Here is an 18,120-nt window from a genome sequence, read left to right on the forward strand (position 1 = left end):
ATTACCTAAGAAAAGTCGAAGAGGGCAAAAATAAAATGAGTGTTCTAAATGCGGTCAGGAACAAATTGTTACACATTGCTATGGCACTAATTAAAAACCAAACAAATTATAAAAACCGCTTGGAATTGTCATAGAAATCGACCTGACATTACAACCACTACATTCATTCGTTTTCAAATTAGCTAATCTCCAACTACAAATCAAATCATAACTTCCAGGTTAAAAAGATCTCTTCTCCGCTTCGATCGAGATGACCTCGTTTTCCTAATTTAAAACTCATCATTTTTTAATCTCGATTCTATTTTCTATACTCTAACAGCGAAGTGTATCAGATTGAGGTCTCGATACAATTTTGCTTCGTTTCACTACACAAAATCACTCGGCCTGACATTCCAACCACTACATTCATTCGTTTTCAAATTAGCTAATCTCTAACTACAAATCAAATCATAACTTCCAGGTTAAAAAGATCTCTCCGCTGCGGTCGAGATGAACGCGTTTTCTAATTTAAAACTCATCATTTTTAATCGTAATTCTATTTTCTAACAGCAAAGCGGTCTAAATTCTAATTACTAACTACTTGCTAATCATTCGGTACATTGGGTTTTGCTTTCGGTTAATAAAACCATGATAAGCAGCGTTGAGACCGATTAAAATAGCGCTACCCAAGGCAACGTAAGCGATTAAAGTTTGGTCTTCAGAATGTCGCATATAAATGGCAAACAACGCCCATATCCCAACGGCTGCGAACTCCCGCATGCATCGGGTATAAATCATTACAATATTCAAAATAGCAGCGACAACAATCATTATAATCGTCCATTCTACTTCAGAGAAAATACCCCCCTTCCATCCAATTTTAGCTAAATACGCGGCTATATTCGCAATAGTCGCCACAGCAATCCATCCTGAATACAAACAAATAGGCCACCAGCTAAAAGCGATGATCTTTAAAGGCGCATCCCAACGTTCCATATTGGTATTTAGGATAATTTTGATGAGCGAAAACAGAATCAACAACATCAAAAAGATGGATAAGCCTGTGTATTCATACAACCAAACAATCACCCATACAGCATTGGCAAGATTGGCTACAATAAACCAAAACTTTGTTTGCTGAAGAAACTGCAAATCGGTTTTTGGGCCGAAAGCCTGATAAAGCTGGTATCCTGAAAATGCAAGTAATCCTAAGTAAATAATTCCCCAAATCGCAAAAGCATAATCGGCCGGCGTAAAAAGGTTGAAATATTCGTGACTTAGGCTTCCCATTGTATTTCCGTTGAGCTTCACAGCCTGGGTATAATAACTCACAAAAAGCGTGATCATTACAGAAATAAAATTGAGAACAGCGAGCAGTTTTGGTTTCATAATTTTTTATTATCGTTTTAGCTCTAAGGTTTTAAGCGTGTATATCCTTTTATAAAGCTACTAAAATATACGTTCCCAATTTAATTTATTACTTTCAGCATTTAATAAATTCACAAAATGAAGATCATTAAAGGACAGTTGGTTGATATCGAGAATCAAAGGATTTTTCCTGCAGAAGTTCACCTTAAAAATAAAAAGATCGTCGCAATTAGAGAATGTGAACATAATGAAAAGCAATTTATTATGCCTGGATTTATCGATGCACATATTCATATTGAAAGCTCGATGCTTGTCCCTTCTGAATTTGCTCGTATGGCCAGTATTCATGGTACGGTAGCGACGGTTTCAGATCCGCACGAAATCGCTAATGTGCTTGGTATTGATGGGGTTAACTTTATGATCGAAAATGCTAAAAAAGGGCCTCTAAAATTCCATTTTGGAGCACCAAGTTGTGTCCCGGCGACTACTTTTGAAACGGCCGGAGCGGTAATCGATGCACAAGCGATTAAAGTGTTAATGCAGTCTCCTGATATTTTTTATCTGGCAGAAATGATGAATTATCCCGGAGTTTTACATGACGATCCCGAGGTGTTGGAAAAAATAAAATGGGCGCAGCATTTTAAAAAACCTGTTGATGGGCATGCCCCCGGACTTCGCGGAAAAGATGCCGAGAAATATGTAAAAGCAGGAATTAGTACCGATCACGAATGTTTTACCTACGAGGAGGCAAAAGAAAAATTAGAATTAGGAATGAACGTGATTATCAGGGAAGGTAGCGCCGCAAAAAACTTTGAAGCTCTTATCGATCTCTTACCCCACTATTACCATAGTATGATGTTTTGCTCTGACGATAAGCATCCAGACGATTTGGTTTTAGGACATATTAATCAGCTTTGTAGGCGGGCGGTGGCTAAAGGAATTGATATTTTTAAGGTTTTACAAGTAGCCTGTATTAATCCCGTAAAACATTATAACCTAAATGTTGGTTTGCTGAGAGAAGGTGACGCAGCCGACTTTATCGTAGTGAATGATCTCACTAATTTTAAAGTATTAAAAACTTATATCGACGGAGAAATTGTTGCCGAAAACGGCCAATCTCATATCCCATCTGTAGCTTTTAAAACACCCAATAATTTTAATATTACTGAAAAATCACCTAAAGACTTCCAATTAAAAGCCCAAACCGATTTGGTAAGAGTGATCGAAGCATTAGATGGTGAGTTAATTTCTAATGAAATTGAAGGCAGCGCCATTTTAGAAGAGGGATCACTTTCCTCGAATATCAAGCATGATATTTTAAAAATTTCAGTGGTAAACCGCTATCAAGAAAAGTCTCCTTCTGTAGCATTTATTAAAAATTTCGGACTTAAAAAAGGAGCCATCGCAAGCTCGGTTGGGCATGATTCTCATAATATAATCGCAGTTGGAACTACTGATAAAGAAATTTGTAATGCCGTAAACCTCATCATTAAAAACAAAGGAGGGATTTGTGCTGTTAACGATGATAACGAAAAATCACTGCCATTACCAGTTGCTGGGATTATGAGCAACAAGGATGCATGGGAAACGGGAAAATTATACCAGGAAATAGACAAAATGGCCAAAGATTTAGGAAGTACATTAAAAGCTCCGTTTATGACTTTGTCCTTTATGGCCTTATTAGTAATACCAGATCTTAAATTATCGGATAAAGGTTTATTTAGTGGTAAAAAATTTGAGTTTGTAAAGGTTATTTTTTAAACGCTTAGCCTTCAGCTATTAGCTCTTATTTCTAAGTATTGAAAATGTAACATTCAAATTATTTAATCTCGTTTCTTTTCTACTTCTAGTTTGGGGTATCGGCAAATCGTAATAAATTGGTGTTAAGGTCGTTCCGTTTCGAGCGCTCTCGAAATTCATCTGGAATTATCGATTCTCAAATCACTGCTTCAAATATTAAAATATTCTTAAAAAAATAGATTTTTATTTTAGATCTGTAACATTTTAGATTTTGAGGCGTCTTTTAGGTAAAACCATCATTTATCAATCATTAAATCATTCATCATGAAAAAATCAATTTTTACATTCGCCTTAGCACTTGTTCTTACTTCTGGAATTACAACTGCATCTGAAGCTCATCCTTCTTTATCAAATTCATCTGAATATCCTGTTGAAAAACTAGCTGCGCTTAATTTAAACTCCCTTTGCAAAGCCATAATTGCAGGCAATTATGATATGGTAACCCAGTTAATTCAAATGGGAGAAGACATCAACCAAAAATCTTTAGGAAAAACACCGGCAATGTATGCCGCTCGCTACAATAAAGCCGACATTTTATCGCTCTTGATTGAGAAAGGAGCTGATCTTTCTGTAAAGTCTGATCAGGAAAAGCAAACTGCTGAAGAATTTGCTGTGAACTCGAATGCAAAAGAAACCATCGAAGTCTTAAAAAAAGCAGGTAGAAAATAAGTCTTTTTAGTTAAAAGAAGTCAAAGTGCTATGTATCATAGCACTTTTTTTATTGTAATATTCCAGCAATAAGATGTTGTATTTTGGGAATCATTTCTTTTTCAAACCAGGGATTTTTAATCTGCCAAAACCGGTTTACCGGTGAAGGATGCGGCAATGGCAAAAACTCAGGTAAAAATTCATCAAAATTCGACACTTTTTCGGTTAAATTTTTATACCTGGATTTTGGCAAATAATAGTTAGAAGCATACGAGCCAATTAATATTTTAAGCTGTACACTTTCTAAGTGTTCAAAAACCTGATGATGCCAAAGTGGAGCACATTCTTTTCGTGGCGGTAAATCTCCGGTTTTGCCCTTGCCGGGATAGCAAAAACCCATAGGAAGAATGGCAAAATTAGCAGGATTGTAGAAAGTTTCTTCACCTACATCAAGCCATTCTCGTAACTTTTTACCGCTTTGGTCTTTCCAGGCAACCCCCGATTGATGTACCACGCGGCCAGGCGCCTGACTAATCAAAATAATCTTCGAATTTTTTACTGCTTCTATAATCGGTCGTGGCCCCAATGGCAAATGCTCCCGGCAAACATCGCAAGCGCGTATTTCCTTTAGCAAATCCTGCATCATTTATTTCCGGCTACAATAATTACAATTTCCCCTTTTGGTGGTTTTTGCGTGTAATGTCTTAAAACTTCTTCTGCAGTACCTCTTATGGTTTCTTCATGAAGTTTGGTGATTTCACGTGATACTGAAACCTGTCTATCAGCACCAAAATATTCTATAAAATGGCTTAATGTTTTTAATAATTTATGGGGCGATTCGTAAAAAATCATCGTTCGATTTTCTTCGGCAAGTAATTTTAATCGCGTTTGCCGCCCTTTTTTTACCGGTAGAAAACCTTCAAAAACAAATTTATCATTAGGCAGTCCACTATTTACCAATGCAGGCACAAAAGCTGTAGCTCCCGGTAAACAATCCACCTGAATCCCAACTTCTACACAAGCCCGCGTTAATAAAAATCCGGGATCCGAGATTGCCGGAGTGCCCGCATCACTTATCAAAGCAAAAGTTTCACCAGCCTGTAACCTACCTACCAGTTGATCTACCGTTTTATGCTCATTGTGCATATGATGGCTAAGCATTGGTGTAGCAATATCAAAATGCTTTAATAATTTACCGCTATTACGAGTATCTTCGGCAAGAATTAAATCCACCTCTTTTAAAACTTTGATAGCTCTAAAAGTAATATCTTCAAGATTGCCTATTGGAGTGGGAACCAAAAAAAGTTTTCCCATAAAATTATTGAAATTTATTAGCGATTATTTCTACAAATCGATCTTCGTACTGCTCTTTTCCTTCCCAGTTATTATAATCTGGTTTCACCACTAACTGAATGAATTTATAGGCTTCATCAAAATCGCTAAAGGTATTTAATTGGGAAAGCACACGATTATAATCGGCCGCATTCCCTGCAAATAAATGTTTTATATAAGCCAGGCGATCGTTTAGTCCTATACTTATTCCACTTTTTAATCGGTCATTAACCGATCTGGGCCTTTGTTCACTTTGGCGATTATTTAAGGGTTCAAAATCTGGAAGGTTATCGTAGTCTACCCCGATTTTCCTAAAATCATCGTTAGAATTTGAAGCTGGTTTAGGAGCTTCCGGATGCTCAATAGGTTTTGATTCCTCTTTTGTTTGTTCTTGTTGTGGAGTTATTTCCGTTTTTTGCTCCAGCTGTTTTTTTTCAGGTTCCGGCTCTGGCTGTTTAGGCTCAAATATTGGTGGTTCCGCAAAATGTTCTTCAGGAATTTCTGGATCCTTTAAAAGTTCAGGTTCATCCTGCTGGGGAGGTTCTGGTTGTTGAAAGGTGCTTTCCGGTGCTTTTGCCTTTTCCTGCTCTGTTTTCAAATGTGACCAGTCTTCATTAAGTGCATCCATTAAACGATCTAAACCTTCTGTCTCTGGTGGCATTTGTGCCACAATATCTTTAATTTTTTCTGTATTAGGCTCAGTTATCGCATCACTGTCATTAAACTCGGTTCCATCTGGCACGTAATAATTGCCTTCTTTATAACTTGTTTGCGATTGTGTTCTGGAAGGCTGGGGTTTAGACGGAGCGTAAGTATCCTCAGCATAACTCACTGTTTCTAAAGCCGGTTGCTCTTCTGTATTTTTATCTTCCAGATGAGCATATGTAAATTGTAATATAGTAAGTTTTTCATAAAGAATTTTAGCTTCTTGCTTAAGCTGATCGATTTGCTTCTCTGCATCTCCTTCTAAAATCTTTTGAGCCAGCTTTTTCAATTCAGCCTCTATAGTCTTCTTCATAACTTTAATAATTAGCCCTACGTACAGGGTTGGATTTTTAATAAATTTGTTCCACCTTTATAAAAAAGAGGTTATTTCCATTTCGATCTGAAAATTACAAAATGTTTCTCGAAAATACAGTAAATCACGAAGAGCAATTTGGCTGGATAGAGGTTATTTGCGGTAGTATGTTCTCTGGAAAGACCGAGGAACTTATCCGCCGACTTAAACGAGCCCAATTTGCTAAACAAAACGTTGAAATCTTTAAACCGGCTGTCGATACCCGATACGACGAGGAAATGGTGGTTTCTCATGATGCTAACGAAATTAGGTCTACCCCTGTACCTTCTGCATCCAATATTAGGCTATTGGCCGATGGTTGTGATGTAGTTGGAATAGACGAAGCTCAGTTTTTTGATGATGAAATTGTAAGCGTTTGTAACGATCTTGCTAATAGGGGAATCCGAGTTGTGGTTGCGGGCCTGGATATGGATTTTAAAGGAAATCCTTTTGGTCCCATGCCCAATCTTATGGCTACGGCAGAATATGTAACCAAAGTACATGCGGTTTGTACCCGTACCGGAAACCTTGCCCAATATAGCTACCGAAAAGCCATAAACGACGATTTGGTTTTTCTTGGCGAAACTGAAGAATACGAGCCTTTAAGCAGAGCAGCTTATTACAAAGCGATGAACCAGGAAAAAGTTAGAAGAATGAATGTGAAAGATGCCGAAGTGATAAAGCCTAACTTAAAAGAAAAAAATGCCTAAAGCCCAGGAAACGGTTCTAGAAATAGACCTTAAATCTTTAGAACACAATTACCAGTATTTACGTTCTAAAGTTGAACCAACGGTAAAAATGATGGCCGTTGTAAAAGCATTTGCCTACGGAAGCGATTCGGTTACCATTGCTGCTAAGCTTGAAAAAGCAGGGATCGATCATTTTGCAGTTGCTTATACTAAAGAAGGTGAAACACTTAGAGCTGGCGGAATAGAAAAGCCGGTTCTGGTTTTACATCCACAACCGCATAACTTAACGCTCCTTATCGATAACTGCCTTACGCCAAGTTTATACAGTAAGCACATTTTAACCGAATTTATTAAAACTGCCGAAGCATTAAAACTTAAGGAGTATCCCGTACACATTAACATCAATACAGGATTAAATCGATTGGGTTTTGGTTTAGAAGAAATTGATCAGGTCATCACCCTTTTTAAAAACACCCTGGCGGTGAGGCTGGTAGGAATATATTCCCATTTAGCAGCTAGCGAAGATCTTGCCGAAAAAGAATTCACTCAGGGCCAGATTGAGACTTTTAAAAAAGCTTCAGAAAAAATCTTAAAAGCTTTTGATCATAAAATCATGCGCCATTTATGCAATACTTCAGGGATTTTAAATTATCCTGAAGCTACTTTCGATATGGTACGTACAGGCATTGGTTTATACGGCTACGGAAATTCTGCTCAAGAAGATAAGAAGTTAAAACCCGTAGGAACTTTAAAAACAATAATATCCCAGATTCATAATATCAAAGCCGAAGAAAGTGTTGGTTATAACCGCGCTTTTATAGCCAAAAGAGATACCACTACGGCAACTCTCCCAATTGGCCATGCAGATGGAATAAGCAGGATCTACGGAAAACAAAAAACCGCGGTACTGATCAATGATAAAGAAGCTCCAATAATTGGAAATGTATGTATGGACATGATTATGGTTGATGTAACAGGTATTGAATGTAAAGAAGGAGACCAGGTCATCATTTTTGGTAAAGAAAGGAGTGCCGAAAAATTAGCTAATAATGCAGGAACCATCTCTTATGAGCTCATTACTTCTATCTCACAAAGAGTTAAAAGACTTATAATTGATTAGTATTTAGTCGATTTTTCTGTATTATTATACTTAAATTAACCTTCAAATCTATTCTATGAGCTTTTATTCAGACTTCAAGAAGTTTATAATGAAAGGAGACATCGTTGCCCTTGCTACAGCTGTAGTGATGGGGGCTGCTTTTAAAACCATTGTAGACTCTGTTGTAAAAGATGTGATTACCCCAATTATTGGTGTACTTACGGGCGGGACCGATTTTACCCGAAAATTTATCGCTTTAGATGGCCAGGCTTATGCCAGCCTTGCAGAAGCACAGGAAGCTAAAGCCGCAGTGATCACCTATGGTAATCTAATACAGGCGATTATCAATTTTCTAATCGTTGCATTATTTATATTTTTGTTCTTAAGAGCATACGAAAAAACAAAGAAAAAAGAAGATCCAAAGCCTGTTGCAGCTCCAAAAGGTCCTACTCAGGAAGAGCTTTTAGCACAAATTAGGGATGAGCTTAAAAAACAAAACGGCACTGCTACAGAATAATCGCAGGCTCTAAAAACACGTGCACCGCTATACTGCACATTTTATGTTAGCAATATGTTCATTAAACCCCTCTTAAAAAAGAGGGGTCTTCTTTTTAACAAATATCATAAATACGTTTAAAAAGATCATTTTATCTCAAAAAAAAGGATTATTAGATCGATAGATCCTAACAGGTATAATACATTTGTATCATAATTCAATTCAAAATTCTAAAACCATCTGCCAAAGCAGATAAAATTAATTAAAAATGAAAGTAGCAGTTGTTGGCGCTACCGGAATGGTAGGGCAGGTTATGTTAAAAGTACTAGCCGAAAGAGATTTTCCTATAACCGAATTATTACCGGTTGCATCAGAAAAATCTGTTGGAAAGAAAGTAACCTATAAGGATAAAGAGTACACTATTATTAGCCTTGCTGATGCTGTTGCTGCTAAACCAGAAATCGCTATTTTTTCTGCCGGTGGAGGAACATCATTAGAATGGGCACCAAAATTTGCCGAAAATGGAACTACCGTAGTAGATAACTCTTCAGCATGGAGAATGGATCCTACCAAAAAACTCGTTATTCCTGAAATTAACGCTTCTGAATTAACAAAAGAAGATAAGATTATCGCCAACCCTAACTGTTCTACAATTCAGTTATTAATGGCTTTAAAACCTCTTCACGATAAATACACTATTAAACGCGCCGTAGTTTCTACTTACCAATCGATCACCGGGACCGGAGTAAAAGCGGTTCAGCAATTGGAAAACGAATACGAAGATAAAGAAGGTGAAATGGCTTATCCTTATCCAATTCATCGTAATGCTTTACCACATTGTGACGTTTTCCAGGATAATGGATACACTAAAGAAGAGATGAAACTTACCAATGAAACTAAAAAAATCTTAGGAGATGATTCTGTTTCGGTAACGGCTACTGCAATCCGCATTCCTGTTGTTGGGGGGCATAGTGAATCTGTAAACCTTGAGTTTGAAAATGATTTTGAAGAAAGTGAGGTTCGTAAAATTTTAAATGATTTCCCAGGTGTTACCGTTCAGGATAATCCAGATACCAACACTTATCCAATGCCAATTTATGCTGAAGGTAAAAATGATGTTTTTGTTGGTAGAATTCGTCGTGATTATTCGCAACCAAATTCACTTAACCTATGGGTTGTTGCAGATAATTTAAGAAAAGGAGCTGCAACTAACGCCGTTCAAATCGCAGAATATCTTATTGAAAATAAACTGGTTTAAGTTAATTTTTACCGGTACTATAATTTACGAGGTTGTTGTTTTCAGCAACCTCGTTTTTTATTTATAAATTTAGCATCTCCACAAAAATCTCACATTATGAAAAAAATAATCATTGGAGTTTTCACATTGGCTGCACTGGCATCCTGTAAAGATTCTGAAGAAAAAAACTCAGAAAAAGATACGGCTTTGAATTTAAACTATCCCAAAACCAAAAAAGTAGATACTATAACCGATTACTTTGGCACCAAAGTAAACGATCCTTACCGCTGGTTAGAAGATGATCGCAGCGAAGAAACCGAAGAATGGGTTAAAGCTGAAAACAAAGTTACCTTTGGATATTTAGATAAGATTCCGTTTAAAGATGACTTAAAAAAACGCCTCTCTGAAATATGGAATTATGAAAAAATCGGTGCCCCTTTTAAAGAAGGGGATTATACCTATTTTTCTAAAAATGACGGTTTACAAAACCAATATGTGATTTACCGTCGTAAAAATGAAAATGATAAACCAGAAGTTTTTCTTGATCCTAATAAATTTAGTGAAGATGGTACAACTTCTTTAAGTGGGTTAAGTTTTTCGGATAATGGAAAAATGGCGGCCTATAGTATTTCTGAAGGAGGAAGCGACTGGAGAAAAGTGATTGTTTTGGATACTGAAACCAAAGAAGTTGCTGAAGATACCTTAAAAGACATTAAATTTAGCGGCATTTCATGGAAAGGCAACGAAGGTTTCTTTTATTCAAGTTACGAAAAACCTGAAGGTAGTGAACTTTCAGCCAAAACAGACCAGCACCGTTTATTTTATCACAAAATTGGTACACCGCAATCTGAAGACAAAATGATTTTTGGAGGTACTCCAGAGCAAAAACATCGTTATGTAGGTGGTAGCGTAAGCGAAGACAATAAATATTTATTTATTTCAGCTCGAAATTCAACGTCTGGTGGGAAGCTTTTTATGATGGATCTTACGAAAAAGAATCCTGAATTAAATACTATTATCGACAATGAAGATACTGATACTTACGTGATCGAAAATGACGGTAGCAAACTTTATATCGTTACCAATCTTGATGCACCAAATCAACGAATAGTAACCGTAGATGCTGCAAATCCATCTCCAGAAAACTGGGAAGATTTTATCCCTGAAACCAAAAATGTACTTAGCCCCTCAACTGGTGGCGGTTATTTCTTCACAGAATATATGGTAGATGCTGTTTCCCAGGTAAAACAGTACGATTACGAAGGGAATCTTGTACGTGAGATCGAATTACCGGGATTAGGTTCGGCTGGCGGTTTTGGCGCTAAAAAAGATGCAGATACCCTATACTATTCATTTACAAATTATGTAACCCCCGGTACCATCTATAAGTACGATATTAAAGAAGGAACTTCCGAGGTGTATAATAAACCCAATATCAACTTCAATCCTGATAATTACGAAAGTCGTCAGGTATTTTACAAATCTAAAGACGGCACTAAAATTCCGATGATCATCACCGCTAAAAAAGGTATTGAACTTAACGGTAAAAATCCTACAATACTATACGGATATGGCGGTTTCAACATCAGCTTAACTCCGTCTTTCAGCACCGCAAATGCCGTTTGGTTGGAACAAGGTGGTGTTTACGCTGTACCAAACCTTCGAGGCGGTGGAGAATACGGGCGTGAATGGCACGATGCAGGTACCAAAATGCAAAAGCAAAATGTATTTGACGATTTTATAGCCGCAGCAGAATATTTAATTGAAAACAATTACACTTCTAAGGATTACCTGGCTATTAGAGGTGGATCTAACGGTGGTTTACTGGTGGGTGCAACAATGACGCAGCGTCCAGATCTTATGAAGGTGGCTTTACCCGCTGTGGGGGTAATGGATATGTTACGCTATCATACGTTCACTGCCGGAGCCGGCTGGGCGTATGACTACGGAACTTCTGAAGACAGTAAAGAAATGTTCGATTATCTTTATAATTATTCGCCGGTTCACAATGTAAAAGAAGGCACTAAATATCCCGCAACTTTGATCACTACGGGAGACCATGATGACCGTGTGGTGCCTGCGCATTCTTTTAAGTTTGCAGCAGAACTACAGGAAAAACAAGCAGGAGATGCTCCAGTGCTTATTCGCATAGAAACCAAAGCAGGCCACGGAGCCGGTAAACCTACAAGCATGATCATTGATGAATATGCTGATATTTTTGGTTTCACCCTATACAACATGGGATTTGAGCAGCTCCCAAGTGAAAATACAGAGTTGAAAGATTAAATTTTTGAATCCCGATTAGGCTCATTATCCTGCTCCTACCTAAATACTGAAGGACAGGGATCTAAAAAAAAAGATTATTCCAAATTACGGATAATCAAACTATTACAAATATAAAAAAAGAACCCACCTGATTTTATTGAATTTTAAAATCAGGTGGTTTTTTTGTTTCCCGAAATTACAAATTTGGGTATCTTCAAACTTCCTAAAATAACACCTTATTATGCTGAAGTTAGAAGACGTATCCTTTGCTTATGAGAATGGAGAACAGGTTTTAGAAAACATTAGTTTTACGGCTAAGCGAGGAGAGAACATCTCGATCATCGGAGAAAGTGGCTGCGGTAAAAGTACACTACTTCAGATTATTTACGGACTTCTGCATACAGACGGTAAGGTATTTTGGGGAGAACAAGAATTATTGGGTCCTAATTTTAATCTTGTCCCCGGGGAAGATTTTATCAAATACCTGGCGCAGGATTTTGATTTAATGCTACCACTAAGTGTTGCCGATAATGTGGGGAAATATTTAAGCAATATGTATCCTGTAAAAAAGAAAAAGCGTATTCAGGAACTATTGGAAGTCGTAGAAATGGAAGATATGGCCAATAAGAAAACGAAACTCTTAAGTGGTGGCCAGCAACAACGAGTTGCTCTTGCAAGGGCCCTTGCCAAAGAACCCGAAATGGTTTTACTGGATGAACCTTTTAGCCATATCGATCATTTTAGAAAAAATAATCTTCGGCGTAAAGTTTTTAAATATCTAAAAGACCAAAATATTACCTGTATTATTGCCACTCACGATATTACCGATGCCCTGGCTTTTGCCGACACTACGATGGTTTTGAAAGATCATAATATTTATGCAAAAGCGACTCCGGAAGATTTATATAACAATCCGCCAAACAAATATGTTGCCTCCTTGTTTGGCGATGTGAATGAAGTGATGTTAAAAGATATTGTTCAAAATGAGACTTCAACTAAAAAGATCATTCTTTATCCTGAAGAACTAAAAGTGAGCCGAAAATCACCAATTAAAGCTACTGTTATTGCCTCTTATTTTAAGGGAAGTACGTATTTAATTGAAGCCGATCTTAACGGAAAAACTATTTTTGCTGAACACCGCTCGGCTATTCCCAGCGGTGCTCACGTGTATTTTGTAATTTCTAAACCGCTAATCGAAAAGCGAAAAATATAATTAAAACGTATACCCTAAGCTTAGCTGAAAATTATTTTCTTTACCTTCAATTGTAAACGGATTTATATTGGGCGGAGTACCCAACTGATATTCTCGATCCAAAACATTAGAAAGGCCTATAACATATCTTGCGCTCACTGTAAAATCAGCAATATCTGCACCTAAATTAATTAAGGCCCCAAAGGCAACATTTTCATATTGACCTTTAATTAATTCAGTATTTGCAAGAAAACCTATTTGAGGACCAACACCAAGATGAACCGGAGCTACAGGATACCATTTAAAAAACACAGGAATATTTATATAATCTGCGTATTGATCTTTTATTCCTTCCCTGGAGTACAAAGCTTCGGTTTGCAATCCAAAAGACGAATTCAAATCAAGACCAACAAAAGCTCCAAAATGAAAAGCCGTCCCGTCGTCGTCACTAAACCGAAAGTCATTTGGATGATCTTCCAAAGTGATTTTAGTAAAATTGACACCAGCTTTTACACCAAAGGAAACTTGTGAAAACCAGAAAGACAGCACATCAAAAAAAGGATTAGACACATTGATTTTTCATGATAATTGATTGATAACTAACGTACTAATGTAATCTTTTTTCAATCCACACTTAAAATATTATTCTTAATTCCGTTAAATTCAAACTCTTCTCCCTCAGTTTTCCCCATTAATAATCTGGCCACCGGAGAATTCCCTCCTACCGCATAAAAAGTTTCGTTCTTCAGTTCCATTTTTCCCGCCGGAATACTTATAAAATAATTAGAAGCCGAAGTTTTTACTAAACATCCTAACTGAATACGTTTAGAAGCCTCCCTGCCTTTGGCCAACTTTAGCGTATCCTTTTGTTGTTTGAATTCTTTAAGCTGACTGGATAATTTATTCCATTCTTCACTCATCATTTCCCGGCCGGTCTCATATTTATCCCCGGCACTGTTTTTTCCTTCGCTCTCCATATCTTCTTCAAGATCTTTAAGTGATCTTAAAATACGCTGAATGCGAGATTCTACATATTCTTCACACATGGTGTACAAATGGTCTTTTGTCGTCAAAATATAGATGTTATTTTTTTACTTTTTTTGGTTTATTTAAATCAAATTCGCCATAAAACTTCATTTGCTGGGTGATCCAACTTTTTCTTTGGCTAATATAATTACTGGGCGGATTTGCGCGGTATGTCCTGGGATTTGGTAAGATTGCTGCAATTGCGGCAGCTTCAGACGGACTTAAATTTAATGCATCCTTACCAAACCAGCTTTGTGCAGCTGCTTGTGCACCATAAACCCCTTTTCCCATTTCAATACTATTTAAATAGACTTCCAGAATACGTTCTTTACTCCATAAAAACTCTATCAAAAAGGTAAAATAAGCCTCTAGCCCTTTACGGATATAATTCCTACCAGGCCATAGAAAAGCATTTTTAGCGGTTTGCTGCGATATAGTACTCGCACCGCGAACGCGCTTTCCTTTTTTATTGTTTTCGATAGCTTTTTGAATCGCTTCAAAATCAAAACCACTATGATTTTCGAAATTTTGATCTTCGCTACAGATCACTGCCAGTTGCAGGTTTTTTGAAATCGCTTCAATAGGCACCCATTCATGTTTAATTTCTTCATCTGAATGTTCAAAATAGCGAATAGCCATCAGGGGTGTAAAAGGCAACGGAATCCATTTAAATAGGAGAACGAGCAAAAAAGTGATTAGAAAAAACCATCCTATAACTTTTGCTATAAACCGAAATATTTTTTTTATCATTCGCTACTTTTTGCCAGTTCTTTTCCTACTAAACTTCCTATGGCTATTCCCATTCCTCCTAATTTTACCCCGTAAAAAACATTAGTCGATAATTGTCCTATTTCAGGTTTTTTATCGGCCCCCATTCCCATAATTCCGCTCCATCGCTGGTCGACCTCAAATTCCTGATTCGGCAAAATAGTCGTCTTTAACAGTGCTTCTAACTGCTGCTGAACAATTTGTGTCTGCCCAAATTGTATAGTTTCCTCTTCTTTTATATCCAAATTCCTACCACCACCAAAAAGCAACCTGTTATTAATATTCCTAAAATAATAAAACCCTTTATCTAAATGAAATGTACCTCTAATCTGGAGGTTCGCGATAGGTTTTGTTACTAAAACCTGAGCTCTTGCAGGTTTTACATCTGTAATCCCAAATTTAGAAGCAAAACCGTTTGTAGCGATAAAAAACTTTCTACACTCCACCTCGAAAGCATCCGTTTTCACCACCACTTTATTCCCTAGATCTTCGAAATTTCGGACGGCAATATTATTCAAAATTCGAATACCTTTTTTATAAACTTTTCGTAATAATTCGCTCATCATTTTTCCGGTATCGATCTGCGACTCAAACGGACTAAAAATGAGCTTTTCAGCTGTATTTTTAAATCCGAATTTATTATCAGAAAGCGAAAAACAATTGCTCTCAAAAACTTCATGGAGTAATCGATTAATATTAGCTATTTCAGCCACGCATTCTTCAAAGAGGCTTTTGTCTTTTTCCAGAAAAACCTCATACCCGCCGTGATTTTTAAAACCGATTTCATCATCACCTAAATTCTTCCTCAGCAATTTTAAACCATTTACCCGTTTTTGAATTAGCGAAACAACTTCTTCTTCCGGTAATCTTTTAAGATCCTCTAAAATTTCAGAAAGGCTACCAAAACAGGCAAAACCGGCATTTTTAGTACTGGCGCCTTCAGGTAAAAGTCCTTTTTCAAGAATTAAAATACTAGCCCCAGGGTAGTCTTTATGCAATTGAAGCGCACAGTTTAACCCGGTAATGCCGCTACCTACAATTACAAAATCTACATCAGACAGCCAGCTTTTTTGCTCCCAATACGAAAAATTCATACTAAACATTTATAATCTGAAATTACATAAACTTTTATAATTTAAGTAAGAATTAAAGAAAACCATTCATTAATTTCTAATAATACCGATAAAAAGATAAAATTAGGCAATAAAAAAAGCCTCGCAAAACGAGGCTTTTTTATATAATATCAATACAAATTATTCTTCTATAGGGTTCATTTTAAACCCTTCCATAAATGCGGTGGTATAATTCCCTGCCACATATCTTGGGTCGTCCATTAACTGTCGGTGAAAAGGAATGGTGGTTTTGATGCCCTCAATCACAAATTCATCTAATGCACGTTTCATTTTATTAATCGCTTCTTCACGGGTTTGTGCCGTAGTGATTAATTTAGCGATCATAGAATCGTAATATGGCGGAATAATGTACCCGCTATATACATGGGTATCCACACGAATCCCATGCCCTCCCGGGGTATGCAGAGTTTCAATTTTTCCCGGTGATGGTCTAAAACCATTATAAGGATCTTCAGCATTTATTCTACACTCTATAGAATGTAATTGCGGCTCGTAATTCTTTCCTGAAATTGGAACACCTGCCGCTACTAAAATTTGCTCACGAATTAAATCGTAATCAATCACCTGCTCGGTAATTGGATGCTCTACCTGAATACGGGTATTCATCTCCATAAAGTAGAATTTACGATGTTTATCCACCAGGAATTCTACAGTTCCCGCTCCTTCATATTTAATATACTCTGCAGCTTTTACAGCTGCTTCTCCCATTTGTTTACGCAGCTTAGGCGTCATAAATGGAGAAGGAGTTTCTTCGGTTAATTTTTGATGACGACGTTGTACCGAACAATCTCTCTCAGAAAGGTGACAGGCTTTACCTGTTTGATCCCCAATAATCTGAATTTCGATATGGCGAGGCTCTTCGATAAGTTTCTCCATATACATGCCATCATTACCAAAAGCAGCTCCGGCCTCCTGTCTCGCAGAATCCCAGGCAGACTGCAAGTTTTCTTCTTTCCAAACAGCCCGCATTCCTTTACCACCGCCACCGGCAGTAGCTTTAAGCATTACAGGAAATCCTATTTCTTTCGCCAGTTTAAGGCATTCGTCATAATCTTTTAAAATACCCTCTGAACCGGGTACACAAGGTACTCCTGCAGCTTTCATCGTAGCTTTAGCAGTAGCTTTGTCCCCCATTTTGCTAATCATCTCTGCTGAAGCACCGATAAATTTAATATCATGCTCTTCACAAATTTTAGAAAACTTCGCATTTTCTGAAAGGAAACCATATCCTGGATGGATGGCATCAGCATTAGTTATTTCTGCTGCTGAAATAATATTCGCAATCTTTAAATACGATAAATTACTTTGAGGAGGACCTATACATACTGCCTCATCTGCGAATCTTACGTGAAGACTTTCTGCATCTGCAGTAGAATAAACCGCTACCGTTTTTATCCCCATCTCTTTACAAGTACGGATAATACGCATTGCGATCTCTCCCCTATTGGCAATTAATATTTTTTTAAACATACCTGTGGTTTTTATTTACAGGAAAAATATTCCTGTGCAAAAATTGGCAAGAATTAAGAAGGATCTACTAAAAATAAGGGCTGATCGAACTCTACGGGAGACGAATCGTCTACCAGTACTTTTACGATCTTACCAGAAACTTCACTTTCAATCTCGTTGAAAAGTTTCATAGCCTCTATCACACAAAGCACATCTCCTTCCTTGATAGTATCTCCAACTTCTGCAAAAACAGGTTTATCTGGTGAAGGTTTACGGTAAAAAGTTCCGATAATCGGAGATTTTACAGTAACATATTTAGAAGTATCTTCGGTTGGTTTAGCTTCTTCTTTAGGTGCAGCTGTTTCCTGCGGTGCAGGAGCAGGTGCCTGTTGTACAGGCATTTGCGGTTGTACCTGTCCACCCATTGGCACTTGTTGCACAACTGTGGTTTCTTTTTCGTCTGAGCCCGTTCTAATAGTGATTTTCACATCACCGGTTTCCAGTTTTACCTCACTGGCACCAGACTTGGCAACAAACTTTATTAAATTCTGAATTTCTTTTAAATCCATAATAATAAGGGTG

General features: G+C 37.3%; 18 protein-coding genes. 8 read left to right on the forward strand and 10 right to left on the reverse strand.

Annotated features, from left to right (window positions below; translation table 11 throughout):
- Positions 1-576: 576 nt before the first annotated feature.
- Positions 577-1,368 carry a tryptophan-rich sensory protein gene (locus tag AC13DP_RS02155; RefSeq protein ID WP_483067225.1) on the reverse strand — a complete coding sequence of 264 codons (792 nt, stop codon included), beginning with the start codon at positions 1,366-1,368 and terminating at the stop codon, positions 577-579.
- Positions 1,369-1,485: 117 nt separating this feature from the next.
- Here AC13DP_RS02155 and ade point away from each other — a divergent pair, with 117 nt between their 5' ends.
- Both ade and AC13DP_RS02165 read left to right on the forward strand, forming a co-directional pair.
- A complete protein-coding gene (gene ade / locus AC13DP_RS02160; protein WP_483067226.1) occupies positions 1,486-3,108 on the forward strand; it encodes an adenine deaminase in 1,623 nt (540 codons plus the stop codon).
- A gap of 303 nt (positions 3,109-3,411) precedes the next feature.
- On the forward strand, positions 3,412-3,816 hold the full coding sequence (locus AC13DP_RS02165) for an ankyrin repeat domain-containing protein (protein WP_272959661.1): 405 nt from the start codon (positions 3,412-3,414) through the stop codon (positions 3,814-3,816).
- Positions 3,817-3,865: 49 nt separating this feature from the next.
- Here the strand turns inward: AC13DP_RS02165 and AC13DP_RS02170 are convergent, their stop codons facing one another.
- From AC13DP_RS02170 to AC13DP_RS02180, 3 genes are read right to left on the reverse strand one after another with little or no spacing between them, the layout of a single operon-like run.
- On the reverse strand, positions 3,866-4,438 hold the full coding sequence (locus AC13DP_RS02170) for a uracil-DNA glycosylase family protein (RefSeq protein ID WP_483067233.1): 573 nt from the start codon (positions 4,436-4,438) through the stop codon (positions 3,866-3,868).
- On the reverse strand, positions 4,438-5,109 hold the full coding sequence (gene rsmI / locus AC13DP_RS02175) for a 16S rRNA (cytidine(1402)-2'-O)-methyltransferase (RefSeq protein WP_228249099.1): 672 nt from the start codon (positions 5,107-5,109) through the stop codon (positions 4,438-4,440). Before rsmI ends, AC13DP_RS02170 begins: the two co-directional genes overlap by 1 nt.
- A gap of 4 nt (positions 5,110-5,113) precedes the next feature.
- Entirely contained in the window at positions 5,114-6,145 is a 1,032-nt protein-coding gene (locus tag AC13DP_RS02180) for a hypothetical protein (protein WP_483067227.1), read from the reverse strand.
- Between the two features lie 101 nt (positions 6,146-6,246).
- On the opposite strand from AC13DP_RS02180, the gene AC13DP_RS02185 reads away from it, so the two are divergent.
- From AC13DP_RS02185 to AC13DP_RS02210, 6 genes are all read left to right on the forward strand, one after another.
- On the forward strand, positions 6,247-6,894 hold the full coding sequence (locus AC13DP_RS02185; RefSeq protein ID WP_013073970.1) for a thymidine kinase: 648 nt from the start codon (positions 6,247-6,249) through the stop codon (positions 6,892-6,894).
- Complete coding sequence (gene alr, locus AC13DP_RS02190; RefSeq protein WP_347407774.1) at positions 6,887-7,993, forward strand: alanine racemase; 1,107 nt, start codon at positions 6,887-6,889, stop codon at positions 7,991-7,993. The genes AC13DP_RS02185 and alr overlap by 8 nt, the downstream gene beginning before the upstream one ends.
- Positions 7,994-8,048: 55 nt before the next feature.
- Positions 8,049-8,489, forward strand: coding sequence for a large conductance mechanosensitive channel protein MscL (gene mscL, locus AC13DP_RS02195; protein ID WP_041579369.1), 441 nt, complete (start codon positions 8,049-8,051; stop codon positions 8,487-8,489).
- 247 nt (positions 8,490-8,736) lie between these two features.
- The gene (locus AC13DP_RS02200) at positions 8,737-9,726 is read left to right on the forward strand and encodes an aspartate-semialdehyde dehydrogenase (protein ID WP_013073973.1); all 990 of its coding nucleotides are present in this window, start codon (positions 8,737-8,739) and stop codon (positions 9,724-9,726) included.
- 96 nt (positions 9,727-9,822) lie between these two features.
- Positions 9,823-11,991: a prolyl oligopeptidase family serine peptidase gene (locus AC13DP_RS02205; RefSeq protein WP_347407773.1), complete on the forward strand. Its 2,169-nt coding sequence runs from the start codon at positions 9,823-9,825 to the stop codon at positions 11,989-11,991.
- A 220-nt stretch (positions 11,992-12,211) separates the two neighbouring features.
- Positions 12,212-13,183: an ABC transporter ATP-binding protein gene (locus AC13DP_RS02210; protein WP_347407772.1), complete on the forward strand. Its 972-nt coding sequence runs from the start codon at positions 12,212-12,214 to the stop codon at positions 13,181-13,183.
- Here AC13DP_RS02210 and AC13DP_RS02215 read toward each other — a convergent pair whose 3' ends face one another.
- The 6 genes from AC13DP_RS02215 to accB all read right to left on the reverse strand — a co-directional run bounded on the left by AC13DP_RS02215 (position 13,184) and on the right by accB (position 18,107).
- Complete coding sequence (locus tag AC13DP_RS02215) at positions 13,184-13,732, reverse strand: outer membrane beta-barrel protein (protein WP_347407771.1); 549 nt, start codon at positions 13,730-13,732, stop codon at positions 13,184-13,186.
- A gap of 53 nt (positions 13,733-13,785) precedes the next feature.
- Positions 13,786-14,235: a transcription elongation factor gene (locus AC13DP_RS02220; protein ID WP_228249093.1), complete on the reverse strand. Its 450-nt coding sequence runs from the start codon at positions 14,233-14,235 to the stop codon at positions 13,786-13,788.
- Positions 14,236-14,245: 10 nt separating this feature from the next.
- Positions 14,246-14,938, reverse strand: a complete 693-nt coding sequence (gene mtgA, locus AC13DP_RS02225) for a monofunctional biosynthetic peptidoglycan transglycosylase (RefSeq protein ID WP_347407770.1) — start codon at positions 14,936-14,938, stop codon at positions 14,246-14,248.
- Positions 14,935-16,050, reverse strand: coding sequence for an NAD(P)/FAD-dependent oxidoreductase (locus tag AC13DP_RS02230; protein ID WP_347407769.1), 1,116 nt, complete (start codon positions 16,048-16,050; stop codon positions 14,935-14,937). The genes mtgA and AC13DP_RS02230 overlap by 4 nt, the downstream gene beginning before the upstream one ends.
- A 159-nt stretch (positions 16,051-16,209) precedes the next feature.
- On the reverse strand, positions 16,210-17,559 hold the full coding sequence (accC, locus tag AC13DP_RS02235) for an acetyl-CoA carboxylase biotin carboxylase subunit (RefSeq protein ID WP_013073980.1): 1,350 nt from the start codon (positions 17,557-17,559) through the stop codon (positions 16,210-16,212).
- 53 nt (positions 17,560-17,612) lie between these two features.
- Complete coding sequence (accB, locus tag AC13DP_RS02240; RefSeq protein ID WP_347407768.1) at positions 17,613-18,107, reverse strand: acetyl-CoA carboxylase biotin carboxyl carrier protein; 495 nt, start codon at positions 18,105-18,107, stop codon at positions 17,613-17,615.
- Positions 18,108-18,120 lie beyond the last annotated feature (13 nt).

This window comes from Zunongwangia sp. L-65 (assembly GCF_056859415.1).

Coding starts and splice junctions, on each gene's coding strand:
- AC13DP_RS02230 (WP_347407769.1), bottom strand. CDS start 16,050: ATGAATTTTTCGTATTGGGAGCAAAAAAGCTGGCTGTCTGATGTAGAT.
- rsmI (WP_228249099.1), bottom strand. CDS start 5,109: ATGGGAAAACTTTTTTTGGTTCCCACTCCAATAGGCAATCTTGAAGAT.
- ade (WP_483067226.1), top strand. CDS start 1,486: ATGAAGATCATTAAAGGACAGTTGGTTGATATCGAGAATCAAAGGATT.
- accC (WP_013073980.1), bottom strand. CDS start 17,559: ATGTTTAAAAAAATATTAATTGCCAATAGGGGAGAGATCGCAATGCGT.
- AC13DP_RS02155 (WP_483067225.1), bottom strand. CDS start 1,368: ATGAAACCAAAACTGCTCGCTGTTCTCAATTTTATTTCTGTAATGATC.
- accB (WP_347407768.1), bottom strand. CDS start 18,107: ATGGATTTAAAAGAAATTCAGAATTTAATAAAGTTTGTTGCCAAGTCT.
- AC13DP_RS02210 (WP_347407772.1), top strand. CDS start 12,212: ATGCTGAAGTTAGAAGACGTATCCTTTGCTTATGAGAATGGAGAACAG.
- AC13DP_RS02180 (WP_483067227.1), bottom strand. CDS start 6,145: ATGAAGAAGACTATAGAGGCTGAATTGAAAAAGCTGGCTCAAAAGATT.
- AC13DP_RS02200 (WP_013073973.1), top strand. CDS start 8,737: ATGAAAGTAGCAGTTGTTGGCGCTACCGGAATGGTAGGGCAGGTTATG.
- AC13DP_RS02165 (WP_272959661.1), top strand. CDS start 3,412: ATGAAAAAATCAATTTTTACATTCGCCTTAGCACTTGTTCTTACTTCT.
- mscL (WP_041579369.1), top strand. CDS start 8,049: ATGAGCTTTTATTCAGACTTCAAGAAGTTTATAATGAAAGGAGACATC.
- alr (WP_347407774.1), top strand. CDS start 6,887: ATGCCTAAAGCCCAGGAAACGGTTCTAGAAATAGACCTTAAATCTTTA.
- AC13DP_RS02205 (WP_347407773.1), top strand. CDS start 9,823: ATGAAAAAAATAATCATTGGAGTTTTCACATTGGCTGCACTGGCATCC.
- mtgA (WP_347407770.1), bottom strand. CDS start 14,938: ATGATAAAAAAAATATTTCGGTTTATAGCAAAAGTTATAGGATGGTTT.
- AC13DP_RS02185 (WP_013073970.1), top strand. CDS start 6,247: ATGTTTCTCGAAAATACAGTAAATCACGAAGAGCAATTTGGCTGGATA.
- AC13DP_RS02170 (WP_483067233.1), bottom strand. CDS start 4,438: ATGCAGGATTTGCTAAAGGAAATACGCGCTTGCGATGTTTGCCGGGAG.